This window comes from Prolixibacter sp. DSM 2831 (assembly GCF_056493735.1).
Genome location: NZ_CM151379.1, coordinates 4,497,540 through 4,512,985, shown reverse-complemented (window position 1 = coordinate 4,512,985; position 15,446 = coordinate 4,497,540). Strand labels below are relative to the sequence as shown.

Below are 15,446 nucleotides of genomic sequence, written 5' to 3'. Positions count from 1 at the left end.
AAGAGAAAGGGATGATTGAACGCCAATCATCCCTTTTTTATGTTTTGGGCTACTGATTAATAGCGGTAATGTTCGGGTTTGAACGGTCCGTTTTCCGGTACCCCGATATAGTCAGCCTGCTCTTTCGTCAATTTTGTCATCTTCACACCCAGCTGTTCGAGGTGCAAGCGGGCTACCTCTTCGTCAAGGTGTTTGGGCAGACGGTAAACATCAACTTTATAATCATTTTTCCAAAGATCGAGCTGAGCCAGTGTCTGGTTGGTGAATGAGTTACTCATCACAAACGATGGGTGGCCGGTGGCACATCCCAGGTTCACCAAACGACCTTCGGCCAGCAGGAAGATGGAGTGTCCATCAGGATACTCATACTTGTCAACCTGCGGTTTGATATTCTTTTTGTTGATTCCGGGCCATTTTTCCAGCTGAGCTACCTGAATTTCGTTATCGAAGTGACCAATGTTGCAGACGATTGCCTGGTCTTTCATGTTGGCCATGTGCTCAGCGGTAATGATATCTTTGTTTCCGGTAGTGGTTACGTAGATATTTCCTTCGCTCAGTGCATCTTCCACGGTTTTTACTTCAAAACCTTCCATGGCAGCCTGGAGAGCGCAAATCGGGTCAATTTCGGTAACGACCACACGGGCACCATAACCACGCATCGAGCGGGCACAGCCTTTACCAACGTCGCCATAACCACAAACTACAACCACTTTACCGGCAATCATCACGTCGGTTGCACGTTTGATACCGTCGGCCAGCGATTCGCGGCAACCATATGTATTGTCGAATTTCGATTTGGTAACCGAATCGTTCACATTAATGGCCGGGAACAGCAATTCGCCACGCTCCATCATTTGGTACAGGCGGTGAACTCCGGTTGTTGTTTCTTCCGAAACACCTTTTAGTTCCTTAACCGCGTTTTCCCAACGATTGGGAGTTTCTGACAGAATGCGTTTCAATATTTTCTGAAGTTCAACTTCATCCTCACCTTCTGCTTCTTTATCCAGAACGGAAGCATCTTTTTCGGCTTTGTAACCCAGATGAACCATCAGTGTTGCGTCGCCACCATCATCAACGATCAGATGCGGGCCTTTTCCTTCACCGAAATCCAACGCACGTTCGGTACACCACCAGTATTCGGCCAGTGTTTCACCTTTCCAGGCGAATACCGGAACATTAGCAGCGGCAATGGCAGCGGCAGCATGATCCTGCGTAGAGAAAATATTACACGAAGCCCAGCGAACTTCAGCTCCCAATTCCACAAGTGTCTCAATCAACACGGCAGTTTGGATGGTCATATGAAGAGAACCCATAATGCGGGCACCTGCGAGCGGCTTTTCCTTTCCGTATTTTTCACGGATGGACATCAGTCCGGGCATTTCTTTCTCAGCAATCTCAATCTCTTTTCTTCCGAAATCGGCCAGCGAAATATCCCTGACTTTATAATCTGTTTTGGTATCAGTTACAACACTCATAATTTATTTAACTGTATTAATAATCTCACAAAATTAACAAAAATAGAACGAAACTGAAGGCTGATAATCACCCATGTTTAAGGATGAAAGCCTACTGCCCCGAAAGTATTTCAAGTGCGCTCTTTTTGTCCTTTTTCAATTGATCCTGCAAAGCATCGATCGATTCGAATTTATGCTCATCGCGGATTTTGCCAACAAAATAGAGTGTCAGTTCGTGCATGTAAATATCCTGGTTGAAGTCGAAAATGTGCACTTCGATACTCCGGTGATCGGCATTATGACTGATGGTTGGGCGTGTACCGATATTGAGCATTCCCTCATAATCGGAATTGTCAATTTTTACTCTGACAGCATAAACACCGTCATGAGGAATGAGTTTATGCTCATCCAACGTTTCGATGTTGGCGGTGGGAAAACCCAGTTTACGCCCCAGTTGGTTGCCGGCAATCACTTTTCCTGTTAGCGTATAATCGTACCCCAGATATCGGTTAGCCCTGGCTACATTTCCTGTTTCCAGCGACTGACGTATTTTCGTTGAGCTGATGTTGACATCTTCCATCAGTAAAACGTCCAGTTGTTCAATGGTAAAATTGAGTTCCTTCGAAAGTTCTTTCAGAACTGTGTAATTTCCTTCCCGGTTTCGTCCCAGCTTATGGTCGTAGCCAACCACCAGGTGACTGATGTGCATTTTTCCGACCAAAATGGTTCTCACAAAATCTTCGTAAGAGAGTTTGGAAAATTCCGTTGTAAACGGAAAAATCACCAAATGGTCGATGCCAATTTCCCGAAAAAGATCAATTTTTTCGTCACGGGTTGTTAACAAACGCAACGTATTCTCTTCAGGACTGACAATCAGACGGGGGTGCGGGTAGAAAGTAAAAATCACTGATTCACCATTAACGGAATCGGCAATTTCTTTTAGCCGGGAAATAACCTGTCGGTGGCCCAGATGGACACCGTCGAACGTTCCTATGGTAATTACCGGTTTATTGGCATTAAAATGTTCAAGTCCGTTATGAATCTCCACTTGTGGTAAAATTTTATTCGCGACAAAAGTAAAGAAAAATAAGTATGCCGGCGGTTCAGAGAAACAGCTAATCGGTAGGGAATGTTTTACAAACCTTGCGGAAGATGCCAAGTTATCGGTGGAATTTATATTTTTGCTCCCTGCATAGCTCTTCTATTTTCGGAATACGGCCATGCAAACCGAAGCGCAAAACCAGGGTGTGAATATTCAGGATGTTGCGTGAGACTAAAACCACAGGTGAGACAAACCTTTTCGGTTTTCACAGGCGAAAAGACACCTTAACCTTTGAAGAAAAGAAACAGCACATGAAAAAATTGTTTTTTGCAGTAGCCATTCTTTTTCTGCTTTATTCATGCGGAGAGAAAACCAATTTTTCTGTTTCGGGAACCATCAATGGTGCCGGCGGGAAGATGATATATCTGAATGAGTTGAAAGTGAGTTCCCAGATTCCGGTCGATTCGGTACGAGTTAACAACAAAGGACAATTCGAGCTCAAGGGAAACGCTACTGAGCCGACATTTTACCTGTTGAAATTCAACGACCACAACTTCGTGACCTTGTTGCTCGATTCGACCGAACAGGCGACGGTTACCGGCAGTTACAAGAATTTGCCGTCAGATTACACCGTGAAAGGTTCGCTCGGCTCGAAGTTGGTGAAGGAATTGAATACCCATTACACTGATGTAAAGCAGCAACTCGATTCGTTGAAGAACCTGTTTAATACCCACAAAGGTGATGCAGCTTACGAAAGTGAGCGCAAGCAGTGGAACGATGAGTATGTCACGCTGAAAAACAAGCACGCAGCATACCTCAAGAAATTTGTGATGGCTCACCCGTTCTCTCTATCAAGTGTAATGGCGCTGTACCAGAAATGGGACGATGGCAATTTCATTGTGCAGGATCTGCATACCATGAAAGTAGCAGCTTCGGCGCTGTCGGCCATGTACCCCAACAGTAGCCAGGTAAAGGCACTGCACTCCAACACGCTGGATATAATGCGTCAGCAGAATAACCAGAAAATGACGCAGCTGATTAAGCAGGCAGGCCAAAACAGCCCGGATATTACGCTGCCTAATCCGGAAGGCAAAGACGTTTCCCTTTCGTCGATGCGTGGCAAATATGTGCTGGTTCAGTTCTGGGCTGGTCAGGATCGCGATTCGCGTGTGATGAACCCGGTTTTGGTGGCGAACTACAAGAAGTACCATCCGAAGGGATTTGATATTTATCAGGTAAGTATCGATACAAGTCGTACCGCATGGCTCGATGCAATTCAGCAGGACCATCTTAGCTGGACCAATGTTGGCGATATGAAAGGAAGTGTACAGGCGGTTCGGAATTACAATATCCAAACTATTCCGTACAATTACCTGTTGGGCAAGGATGGTTCGATTCTGGCGAAAAACCTGATGGGACCGGCTCTGAATAATACGTTGCAAAAATATTTGAAGTGATATTTCAACTTAAATAATCCGGAAAAAGACGAGCTTTGGGCTGGTCTTTTTTCTTTTTATACCGGATGAAAACAGTGCTGCGAAGCATTTTTACTCTTGAATTCTTCGTTTTTACATCTATCTTTGCAGAGATTTTGAAATGAGAAATAGATTCGTATACAGGTAGTAGGGTGACGTCTCGTAATAAAATATATTTTGTATCGGATGTGCACCTTGGGGCTCCGGCTTTGAATGACAATCCCGAAAGGGAAAAGCTGTTTGTCTCATGGCTTGAGGAGATAAGTCACGACGCCGAGATGATTTTCCTGATGGGGGATATTTTCGACTTTTGGTTTGAATACAAAAGAGTCGCTCCCCGTGGATTCGTCAGGGTACTGGGGAAAATAGCAGAAATAACCGATAAAGGCATTCCCGTGCATTTCTTTACAGGAAATCACGATGTATGGATATTCGATTATTTACCGTCCGAAACCGGAGTCATTGTCCACCGGGAACCGTTTGAAACCCAAATAAAGGGCAAACGTTTCTTTTTGGCGCACGGCGATGGACTGAATCCTTCCGATAAAGGCTACCTGTTTATCAAAGCACTCTTTCATAATCGCGCAGCTCAATGGTTATTTTCCAGACTTCACCCCAATTTTGCTTTTGGACTGGCGCATCGCTGGTCGAAACACAGCCGTTTATCGAACGGCGTCGATGGGGCAAGATTTATGGGGGAAGAAAACGAGGAGCAAATTTCGTTTGCCCGGAGAATGATCAATGAAGGAAAGCACTTTGATTATTTTGTTTTTGGACACCGTCACCTGGCGCTCGAATACGACCTGAATCAGGAGAGCAAATTGTTTTTACTGGGAGAGTGGATTAAGTCGTATTCCTACGGTGTGTATGACGGTACTGATTTTCGACTGGAAAGAATTCATAATACTCCCCCGAGTGGGAAAAATTAAATTGTATGGATAAAAAGCTTTATACCGTTATTGTCGGTAGTGGTTCGTATATTCCTCCAGTAGTAATACCGAACGACCATTTCCTCGATTGGGAATTTCATGACCCGGCAACCGGAGAGAAGTTTGAGCGGGCTAATGCCGAGATCATTCAAAAATTCAACGAAATCACCAATATCGAAGAGCGTCGTTATGCCAATCCGGAGCATAAAACAAGCGATCTGGCTGCTTTCGCTGCGAAAGATGCTATCGAATCATCCGGTTATGATGCCGAATCATTTGATTTCCTGATTGTGGCCAACAACTTTGGCGACATGGATATCAATAATCCGCGCACCGACATCATGCCTCCCATTTCTACGCGGGTGAAAAGGATGCTGAACATCAAGAATCCGTCGTGCATGTGTCATGATGTAGTAGCTGGTTGCCCGGGATGGACAACTGCGATGATTGTTGCGGATGCATATATTAAGAGTGGCACTTTCAAGCGCGGCCTCGTTATCGGTTCGGATGTGAATTCCCGTGTACGCGACCCGCACGATCGGGATTCGATGATTTTTTCCGATGGAGCCGGAGCGGTGATTGTTGAAGCGCGCGAAAGCGATGTTCCGGTAGGTATTATTTCACACGCCAGCCGCGCCGATGCAATTGATGGCGGGGAGTGGTTGAAGATGGCTGAATCGGTTAATCCGGCTTTCGAAGGCAACGAACTGTACATCCGGATGATGGGTAACAAAGTATATGTTTATGCTTTGTCGGTTGTTCCCGGTGTGGTAAAACAAAGTTTGGAAGATGCAGGTCTTGGTTTGGAAGATGTGAGCAAAGTATTGATTCATCAGGCCAACGAAAAAATGGACGATGCGATTCTCGGACGTTTGTTTAAACTCTACGGCAAGCGCAGTTATCCGAAAGATTTGATGCCGATGACTATCCGTAAATTCGGTAACTCATCTTCGGCGACGGTTCCCACGTTGTATGATTTAATCAGTAAAGGGAAAATGGAAGATCATGCTTTCAATTCAGGTGACAACATTGTGCTCACCTCGGTTGGAGCGGGTATGATTATCAATTCCATTATTTACCGGATGCCCTGAAAATAAGTGAAACGAAATACACAGCGCACCATCGGTTGAAACGATGCGTGCGCTTTTTTTATACCTTTAAGCAAACCTGAAATCTCAACGCAAGATGGAAATTGTTTTTTTAGTTATCGGAGTTGCTGTCGGTGTGGTCATTGGCTGGCTGGTTCAACGTGGCAAGTCGAAAGCTGCCGAAGTAACCGGTGCACAAAATCTGGCCAAAGCCGAGCAAGAGTTTATGACCCAACTAGCTTCCGCCGATAAGGAAAAATCGCTGGCGGAACAGCAAACCAATTCACTGAAGCTCGATTTGGAAGAATCGAAGAAGGTACTGAATGCAGAAAGAGACAAAAACGAAATACTGAACCGGAACCTGGCGGAAGCGCAAACCGATTTGCGGAACATGCAGGAGCGGTTGGAAAATCAGGCCAAGGAACTGGAGCAGCTGCAAAAGAAATTCACGACCGAATTTGAAAATATTGCCGGCAAGATTCTGAAAGAGAACTCGAAGGAATTTACGACGGTGAACCAGAAGAATATCTCGGACATTCTCAATCCGCTGAAAGAGAAAATCCAACTCTTCGAGAAGAAAGTGGAAGACACTTACGAGAAAGGATTGAAAGACCAGACCGACCTGAAAGCCGAATTGAAAAAGCTGCAGGATTTGAACCTGAAGATTTCAACCGATGCGCAAAATTTGACTCAGGCGCTGAAAGGAGATGTGAAGAAACAGGGAAACTGGGGTGAGATTGTGTTGGAGCGTGTTCTCGAAAGATCGGGATTAACGGAAGGACAGGAGTTTGAGCGTGAAGTGGTCGACACGAACATGGAAGGAAAAACCATCCGTCCCGACGTGATTGTCCATCTTCCTGATAAGAAGCATCTGATTATCGACTCGAAGGTTTCGCTCGTTGCCTACGAACGACTTGTTAATGCAACAACCGATGAGGAACGCGAAAAAGCAATGAAAGAGCATTTGCTGTCGCTACGTTCTCATGTGAAAACGCTGAGCGAAAAACATTATCCGTCGGCTAAAAATCTGAATGCACCGGATTTTGTACTGCTCTTTTTGCCGATCGAATCATCATTTAGTATTGCTGTTCAGCAGGATCAGGATCTGTTTGGCTATGCATGGGACAACAAGGTAGTAATTGTGAGTCCGTCGACTTTACTGGCTTCGCTACGGACCATTGCTTCCATCTGGCGGCAGGAGAACCAAACGCGGAATGCATTGGAAATTGCCCAGCAGAGTGGAGCCTTGTACGATAAGTTCGTCAACTTCATTGCTGATTTGGAAAAAATAGGTAAGGGACTTGACAGTGCCCGCGACAATTACGACAAAGCGATGAACAAACTACATACCGGGCGCGGAAACCTGGTTCGGACAGCAGAAAAAATCAGGGTGCTTGGCGCGAAAGCACAAAAGGAAATTCCGGATAAATTCATCACGGATGATGCACTACCCGAGTAAAAAGAAAGGGTGTCCGAAAAGCGGGCACCCTTTCTTTATGATGTTTTCAAAAATTGTCAGCTTGCTTTGAGACGGCTGGCACCCAGTCGCTCAATTTTTTCACTGGCGTATTCTTTGCCAATCAACACTTCGGTTTCACCTTCGTCAGTCGATGGCATGTCAAACATGGCATCAATCATGATGGTTTCGCAGATGGAACGCAAACCGCGGGCACCCAATTTAAACTCAATGGCTTTGTCAACGATGAAATCGAGCGTTTCGTCAGCAAATTCGAGTTTGATATTATCCATCTCAAACAATTTAACGTATTGCTTAATGATAGAATTTTTGGGTTCGATAAGAATACGGCGCAATGCGTCGCGATCCAGTGGGTTCAGGTAAGTAAGTACGGGCAACCGGCCGATGATTTCCGGAATTAGTCCGTACGAACGTAAATCCTGCGGCGATACATATTGCAGCAGGTTCTCGCGGTCGATTTGGGCTGTATCCTTGCTGGCATTATAACCCACCACTTTGGTATTCAGTCGCTGACCGATTTTCCGATCGATGCCTTCGAATGCTCCTCCGCAGATGAACAGAATATTCTTGGTGTCCACCGGAATCATCTTTTGCTCGGGGTGTTTACGGCCACCTTGCGGCGGAACGTTTACTACCGAACCTTCGAGCAATTTCAGCAAACCTTGCTGAACACCTTCACCTGATACGTCTCGTGTAATCGACGGGTTGTCGCCTTTGCGGGCAATCTTGTCAATCTCATCAACGAAAACAATGCCGCGCTCAGCCGCTTCGATGTTATAATCGGCAGCCTGAAGCAAACGGGTGAGAAGACTTTCGATGTCTTCGCCTACATAACCGGCTTCGGTCAATACCGTTGCATCCACTATCGTGAACGGAACATGCAGCATCCGCGCAATGGTTTTGGCCAGCAGTGTTTTACCTGTCCCGGTAGGACCCACCAGGATGATGTTCGATTTTTCAATTTCGGTTCCGTCATCCTCAACCTTCTGGTTCAATCGCTTATAGTGGTTATAAACAGCTACCGAAAGTATTTTCTTGGCATCGTCCTGCCCGATGACGTACTGGTCGAGAAATTCCTTGATCTCCTTGGGCTTTTTCAACTCAATACCGGTCAGGTCGAATCCGTCGCTCTTTTTGAATTCTTCTTCAATAATGGCATGAGCCTGCTCGATACAGTTGTCACAGATGTGACCTTCCATACCGGCAATCAAAAGATTGACATCTTTCTTCTCTCTACCACAAAATGAACATCTATCCATATGCTGTTTTATCGAAAAAAGAGCTGAAAAGCCATTGGCTCTTCACCCCTTTATCTTATTCAAGAAATCTTTTTACGTTACTTCTTCTCTTTTCCTCTTATCAGGATGTCGTCAATCATGCCATAATCTTTGGCTTCCTGAGCGGTCATCCAGTAGTCGCGATCTGAATCCTGTTCAACTTTATCAAAAGGTTGATTACTGTGTTTGGCAATGATCTCGTACAGCTCTTTCTTCAGTTTCATGATTTCACGAGCCGTGATTTCGATATCGGACGCCTGTCCCTGTGCACCACCCATGGGTTGGTGAATCATGATTCGGGAGTGGGGCAGTGCTGAACGTTTTCCATCAGCTCCGGCAGTCATTAACACAGCTGCCATCGATGCTGCCATACCGGTACAGATCGTTGCTACATCACATCCGATGTATTGCATCGTATCGTAAATTCCCAAACCGGCGTGAACCGAACCTCCAGGAGAATTGAAATAAATCTGGATGTCTTTTCCCGGATCGGATGATTCGAGGAACAGCAACTGCGCCTGGATGATATTGGCTACATAATCATCAATCGGAACGCCGAGGAAGATAATGCGGTCCATCATCAGACGGGAGAACACGTCCATCGAGGCAACGTTCATCTGACGTTCCTCAATAATGGTCGGGGAAATATAATTGGCGTAAACAGAATTATAGCGATCGAGGGTCAGACTGCTGATCCCCATGTGTTTGGTCGCATATTTACGAAACTCGTCACTATTTGAATTCATACTTGGTTGATTTAAATAAAAAAACTTTGTGATACCGGACAATCGTCTGTGCATGAATTGCACGGAAGATAGTCCGCTCCACAAAGTTATAAAAATATGGTATTAAAGGCGGTTGCCCTGTTTATTTTTCAAAGAGCTTATCGAACTCTTCCTGGGTCACCTCTTTTTCTTCGATGTTTACTTTCTCTTTGATGACTTCCAGAATTTTGTCTTCCAGCTTTTTCTCTACCATTCTGCGACGCTCTTCTTCGTTCTGGAGAATCGAGTTGGCAAACTGGTCTAGGTGCTCGTCCGGTACGTTCATCATACCGTACTGACGGAACTGCATGAGTGCCATTTCACGAGCCATGTCACGAATTTCAGCTTCTTCCACTTTCAGTTCGCTCTCTTTGCCAAGCTTGTTTTTTATCAACTGCCATTCGAGATCGGTACGGAAATTTTCGAAATCAGTATCAATCTGATCGGCCGTCAGATTTTCGTTGGTAGCTACCAGCCAGCGCTTCAGGAAAGCTTCCGGCAACTCGATTTTGGCACCTTTGGTCAGTGTTTCCTTGGCATCAACCAGGAAGCGGTAGTCGCTTGAGTACTTCAGGTTTTCCTTCAAGTCTTTAGCGATATTGTTGCGCATATCTTCAACGGTCTTCACTTCAGAATCTTCACCAAAGATTTTGGTGACCAGTTCTTCATTCACTTCAGCCGGAATGAAAGTGTTAATCACGTTGATGGTATAGTTGAATTCAGCATCCAGTTCGTGCGAAGCATCGTGATCGAGGTTCAGCATGTGACCTACTTCGTGGTCGTTCTGGAAAGCTGCTTTCGGATCGAAACGAATCACGTCGCCTACTTTGGCACCCAGGAATTTTTTCTTGATATCCTCGTCTTTGATGAGGTCGATAGAAACCAAAACATCGTTGGCTTCGATACCACCTTCTTTTACGTTTCCGTCAGCGTCCAGCTCAGCGAAATCACCGCGTACGGTTTCTTTTTCGCCTACCTCCTCAGCCGGCTCGTTGGTTCCGAAACGGTTGGTGTAACTTTCTACCTGTTTGTCAATCAAATCTTCATCAACCTTGATGACATAGTAAGGGAGTTTACGACGCTTATCGAGGGTAACGTTGATTTCCGGTGACATAGCGATATCGAAAACAAATTCGAAATTTTCGTCATTATCCCAGTCAATCGCCGGCTGCTTTTCTTCGTTCGGAAGCGGTTCGCCCAAAATATCCAGTTTTTCTTCGCTGATATATTTCATGAGCTCGCGGCTGAGAATCTTGTTTACTTCCTCGGCCAGCAGCGACTTTCCGTACATTTTTTTAATCAGCCCAGCAGGAACCTTCCCTTTCCGGAAGCCAGGCATATTAGCTTTCTTACGGTAATCTTTCAGTGTTTCGTTCACCGTTGCCTCATAATCGTTTTTTTCAACGGTCAGCCTGACAACGGCATTCAAATCATCGATGTTCTCTCTGGTGATGTTCATAACGTTTTTCTTGAGTGATTTAAAATGCCTGAGGGAAGAGTTCGTCGAGCGTCCCTTCCTGCTAAAAACATCCATTTAAAAAACCGCCTCGGCAATCCGGCACCCGGAAGCGAAGGCGGTTAAGGTAATGGTGCGGACGGAGGGACTCGAACCCACACGCCTTACGGCACCAGATCCTAAGTCTGGCGCGGCTACCAATTACGCCACGTCCGCTTTTTTTTGGCGGTGCAAATATAGTGTTATTTTTTAAAACAACTAAATTGTGAGCAATTAATTAAGCACTTTGGAATGACGGGAATGAGCATCTACTCTGGCGTATTTTCCCGTTTGCCTTTCCGCAGTTCGAAGTTTTTCCCGAGATAAACCCTGCGCACATCTTCGTCGGCTGCCAGTTCTTCTGCAGTTCCGCTTTTTAGAATGTTTCCGTCGAACAGCAGGTACGAGCGGTCGGTGATGGAGAGGGTTTCGTGTACGTTGTGGTCGGTAATGAGGATGCCGATATTTTTGTCTTTCAGTCGGTAAACAATTTGCTGAATATCTTCTACCGCGATGGGGTCGACTCCTGCAAACGGTTCATCCAGCAGGATAAAGGCCGGATTGATAGCCAGAGCCCGGGCAATTTCGGTCCGGCGACGTTCGCCTCCCGAGAGCTGAATACCTTTACTTTTCCGGATACGTTGCAAACCAAACTCATCCAACAGCGATTCCAGTTTTTCTTTTTGGTACTCTGTCGAAAACTTGGTCATTTCCAGTACCGCCTTGATATTGTCTTCCACGCTTAGCTGACGGAAAACAGAAGCTTCCTGGGCCAGGTAACCAATGCCCAACTGGGCTCTTCGGTACACCGGATACGAAGTAATGTCTTTTTCATCGAGGAAGATACGGCCGCCATTGGCACGAATCAGTCCGACAATCATGTAAAATGAAGTGGTTTTTCCGGCACCGTTCGGTCCCAGCAGTCCAACAATTTCTCCCTGCTTCACATCAATCGACACCCCTTTTACTACGGTGCGTTTCCGGTATTTTTTTATAATATTTTCAGCCCTAAGCTTCATAATTCAATGGATTGAATTGCAAAGATAAAAATAATGAACAGACGGGGACACCTTACGCCTCGAGCAAATCTTCTTCGCGTTTCTTCGCCACACGTTTCGAAATAACAATTCCGATTTCATACAGGAAAACCAGTGGAAAACAAACCATTATCTGGCTGAATACGTCCGGCGGTGTGATGATGGCCGAAAGAAGCAAGAGCACAACGTATGCATGCCTCCGGTATCTCCTCATGAAAGCGGGTGTAACCAGACCTACTTTACTTAAGAAGTAGATAGCTACGGGGAGCTCAAAAACAATCCCTCCGGCCAGCACGATGGAACTGACCGTGCTGATGTAGCTGCTCAGGTTAATTTGGTTGGTAATTTGGTCACTAATATCGTATGAGCCAAGAAAGTTGACCGAAAGCGGTACAATAAGGTAATAACCAAACAGGATACCCAGAATAAAAAGAAGCGAACTATAGACCACGGCTCCGGTGGCATATTTTTGTTCTTTCTCGTACAGGGCCGGTTTGATAAAGCGCCAGAATTCCCAGAACAAATAAGGAAATCCAAGGATAACACCACCCAACAACGAAATCTTGATGTGTGTGGCAAACTGTCCGGCCATATTAATATTGATAATCTGTAGCGGCTTGTCATTAATGGCCAAAGCCGGAATGTTCAGCACCTGCGAAATCCAGTTGAAAAACTGGTTGGTAGCGAATTCCGGTGTCTTGGGCTTCAATATCAACGTATCGAAAATGAAGTGGTAATTGGCGAAAGCCAGGATAGCAAAAATCACCACGGCAACCACCGCACGAACCAAATGCCACCTTAAAACTTCCAGATGTTCAAGGAAAGACATCTCCTCATCCTTTTTTTTCCTATTTTCGTTCGTTGATTTTCCGCCAGGTAATTTTTCCTGTTCAGCCATCAGATTCAAATTAGCATGTTTGGGTTTATTTTGGAGAATGTTACTCCAATAAAATTCCAGACAAATATACAATCTTTGGCCTTTTTTTTTAGGTTTGGGCGCTGAAATCGAAAACCGTTTTTTGCCTGAACTTCTGCTGGCTGGAGCGAATTTGTACTACTAATATTATTTAGATATCTTAGTGGAGGCTATGTCGGAGCGGCCTTAAGAGTTAAAGGAGATTAGATTATGAATAAAGGTGTTTCTCTTTCTGCCCAATTACAGAAATATTTCGGTTTCGACCGGTTTAAGGGGCAGCAGGAGGAGATTATTGAGAGTGTGCTGGACGGTAACGACACGTTTGTTTTGATGCCCACCGGCGGTGGAAAGTCGTTGTGTTACCAGTTACCAGCCTTGTTGCAGGAAGGAACAGCCATTGTCATATCCCCCCTAATCGCATTAATGAAAAACCAGGTGGATGCCATCCGCAGTTTCAGTACGGAAGAAGGAGCGGCCCACTTTCTCAACTCATCCCTGACTAAAACAGCTATTCAAAAGGTAAAGGACGATGTGTTGGCACAGTGGACCAAGCTACTGTATGTGGCCCCGGAATCGCTGACCAAAGAGGAAAACATTGAGTTTCTGAAAAACGTCAATATTTCGTTTTACGCCATTGATGAAGCGCACTGTATTTCGGAGTGGGGACATGATTTCCGTCCGGAGTATCGTCGGATACGGCCCATCGTTAACGAGATTGGGCATGCACCTATTATTGCACTTACTGCGACGGCTACCCCGAAGGTGCAGCACGATATTCAGAAGAATTTAGGGATGCTCGATGCGAAGGTCTTCAAGTCGTCGTTTAACCGGGCGAATCTTTTTTACGAAGTCCGGTCGAAAACGAAGCCTGTTGAGCAAATCATTAAGTATATCAAGGGAAATCCCGGCAAATCGGGTATTATATATTGTCTCAGCCGGAAAAAGGTAGAGGAGCTGGCCGCCACGCTTCAGGTGAATGGCATCAGGGCACTTCCTTACCATGCCGGTATGGATTCGGCTACCCGTTCGGGAAATCAGGATAAGTTCCTGATGGAAGAGGCAGATGTCATTGTGGCAACCATCGCTTTTGGAATGGGAATCGACAAGCCGGATGTACGGTTTGTCATTCATTTCGATATTCCTAAATCTTTGGAAGGTTACTACCAGGAAACCGGTCGTGCCGGACGAGATGGTGGTGAAGGGCATTGCATTACGTTCTACAGTTACAAGGATATCCAGAAGCTGGAGAAGTTTATGCAGGGTAAACCCGTCGCCGAACAGGAAATTGGTCAACAGCTGTTACTCGACACTGTGGCTTACGCCGAAAGTGCTTTGTGCCGCCGGACCATCCTGTTGCATTATTTCGGCGAACATTATGAAACCGAAAACTGTGGTGCCTGCGACAACTGCATGAATCCGAAAGAGCAGATTGAAGGAAAAGAAATGGTGGTTCTGGCCTTGAATGCGGTTGAGGAGGTGAAAGAACAGTTCAAGGGCGAACACATTGTTAATATTCTGATTGGAAACGATACCGCAGCTGTAAAATCTTTTCGTCACCACGAAATGTCAATTTTCGGTTCGGGGAAAGAATACGACGTGCGATTGTGGAATGCCGTATTCCGTCAGTGTATTATAGCTGGTTTTCTCCGGAAGGATATTGAGAATTACGGTGTCCTGAAACTGACAGATGAGGGCCGTGATTTTGTGAAAAATCCGCAATCGTTTTTGGTGGTCAAGAATCACGATTACGAAGCAGCGGATGAGGAACCCGCACCACCACAGGGTGCATCGGCCGGCGATCCGGAACTGTTCAAAATGTTGAAAGAGCTACGTAAGAAAATGGCGCAGAAACTCAATTTGCCGCCGTTTGTGCTCTTCCAGGATCCGTCACTTTCCGATATGTCCATTCAGTATCCGACAAAATTGGATGAACTTCAGGGAATTGCCGGCGTTGGGCAGGGAAAAGCAAAGCGCTACGGGAAGGAATTTGTGGAGTTGATTGCCAAATATGTGGAAGAAAAAGGCATTGAGCGGGCGCAGGATATGGTGTACCGGTCGGTAGCCAATAAATCGAAGAATAAGGTATTCATTATCCAGAGTATCGACCGGAAGATTCCATTTGACGAAATAGCTTCCTCGAAAGATCAGGATATGGACGCGTTGCTGAGCGAGATAGAAGCCATCGTGAATTCGGGTACGAAGTTGAACATCGACTACTATTTACACGACGTACTCGATGATGACCAGGTAGATGATATTTTTGCGTACTTCAGGGAAGATGCTGAAAGTGATTCATTGGAAGAAGCGATGGCTGAACTGGGCGAGGAGTATAGCGAAGAAGAAGTCCGGCTGGTTCGGATAAAATTCATGAGTGAGATGGCAAATTAAATTTTTGACAAACAACTATAACCGAAATATAAAGAGAGCCTGAAGGCAGGTTCTCTTTTTTTACACTAACCGGAAAACCGGCCGTTAAATCGGCAAACTAACTA

General features: G+C 45.5%; 12 protein-coding genes and 1 tRNA gene. 5 read left to right on the top strand and 8 right to left on the bottom strand.

Annotated elements, in window-relative coordinates:
- Nucleotides 1-56 precede the first annotated feature (56 nt).
- Both ahcY and AC060N_RS18710 read right to left on the bottom strand, forming a co-directional pair.
- The gene (gene ahcY, locus AC060N_RS18715; protein WP_479525051.1) at nt 57-1,475 is read right to left on the bottom strand and encodes an adenosylhomocysteinase; all 1,419 of its coding nucleotides are present in this window, start codon (nt 1,473-1,475) and stop codon (nt 57-59) included.
- A 91-nt stretch (nt 1,476-1,566) separates the two neighbouring features.
- Complete coding sequence (locus AC060N_RS18710) at nt 1,567-2,502, bottom strand: bifunctional riboflavin kinase/FAD synthetase (protein ID WP_479525050.1); 936 nt, start codon at nt 2,500-2,502, stop codon at nt 1,567-1,569.
- A 305-nt stretch (nt 2,503-2,807) separates the two neighbouring features.
- Here AC060N_RS18710 and AC060N_RS18705 point away from each other — a divergent pair, with 305 nt between their 5' ends.
- The 4 genes from AC060N_RS18705 (at nt 2,808) to AC060N_RS18690 (ending at nt 7,447) form a co-directional block, all read left to right on the top strand.
- Complete coding sequence (locus tag AC060N_RS18705; protein ID WP_479525049.1) at nt 2,808-3,953, top strand: redoxin domain-containing protein; 1,146 nt, start codon at nt 2,808-2,810, stop codon at nt 3,951-3,953.
- 170 nt (nt 3,954-4,123) lie between these two features.
- Entirely contained in the window at nt 4,124-4,900 is a 777-nt protein-coding gene (locus tag AC060N_RS18700) for a UDP-2,3-diacylglucosamine diphosphatase (RefSeq protein ID WP_479525048.1), read from the top strand.
- 5 nt (nt 4,901-4,905) lie between these two features.
- Nucleotides 4,906-5,991 carry a 3-oxoacyl-ACP synthase III family protein gene (locus tag AC060N_RS18695; protein ID WP_479525047.1) on the top strand — a complete coding sequence of 362 codons (1,086 nt, stop codon included), beginning with the start codon at nt 4,906-4,908 and terminating at the stop codon, nt 5,989-5,991.
- 94 nt (nt 5,992-6,085) lie between these two features.
- The gene (locus AC060N_RS18690) at nt 6,086-7,447 is read left to right on the top strand and encodes a DNA recombination protein RmuC (RefSeq protein ID WP_479525046.1); all 1,362 of its coding nucleotides are present in this window, start codon (nt 6,086-6,088) and stop codon (nt 7,445-7,447) included.
- A gap of 56 nt (nt 7,448-7,503) precedes the next feature.
- Here the strand turns inward: AC060N_RS18690 and clpX are convergent, their stop codons facing one another.
- From clpX to tatC, 6 genes are all read right to left on the bottom strand, one after another.
- On the bottom strand, nt 7,504-8,724 hold the full coding sequence (clpX, locus tag AC060N_RS18685; RefSeq protein WP_153640479.1) for an ATP-dependent Clp protease ATP-binding subunit ClpX: 1,221 nt from the start codon (nt 8,722-8,724) through the stop codon (nt 7,504-7,506).
- Between the two features lie 77 nt (nt 8,725-8,801).
- Nucleotides 8,802-9,488, bottom strand: coding sequence for an ATP-dependent Clp endopeptidase proteolytic subunit ClpP (gene clpP / locus AC060N_RS18680; RefSeq protein ID WP_153640478.1), 687 nt, complete (start codon nt 9,486-9,488; stop codon nt 8,802-8,804).
- A 121-nt stretch (nt 9,489-9,609) separates the two neighbouring features.
- Nucleotides 9,610-10,965, bottom strand: coding sequence for a trigger factor (gene tig / locus AC060N_RS18675; protein WP_479525045.1), 1,356 nt, complete (start codon nt 10,963-10,965; stop codon nt 9,610-9,612).
- A gap of 128 nt (nt 10,966-11,093) precedes the next feature.
- Nucleotides 11,094-11,178 (bottom strand) — tRNA-Leu (locus AC060N_RS18670).
- 92 nt (nt 11,179-11,270) lie between these two features.
- A complete protein-coding gene (lptB, locus tag AC060N_RS18665) occupies nt 11,271-12,020 on the bottom strand; it encodes an LPS export ABC transporter ATP-binding protein (RefSeq protein ID WP_153640476.1) in 750 nt (249 codons plus the stop codon).
- A gap of 52 nt (nt 12,021-12,072) precedes the next feature.
- Nucleotides 12,073-12,936 (bottom strand): twin-arginine translocase subunit TatC, encoded by an 864-nt coding sequence (gene tatC / locus AC060N_RS18660; protein ID WP_153640475.1) that lies wholly within the window; start codon nt 12,934-12,936, stop codon nt 12,073-12,075.
- A 228-nt stretch (nt 12,937-13,164) separates the two neighbouring features.
- Here tatC and recQ point away from each other — a divergent pair, with 228 nt between their 5' ends.
- A complete protein-coding gene (gene recQ, locus AC060N_RS18655; RefSeq protein WP_479525044.1) occupies nt 13,165-15,342 on the top strand; it encodes a DNA helicase RecQ in 2,178 nt (725 codons plus the stop codon).
- The last annotated feature ends 104 nt before the right edge of the window (nt 15,343-15,446 follow it).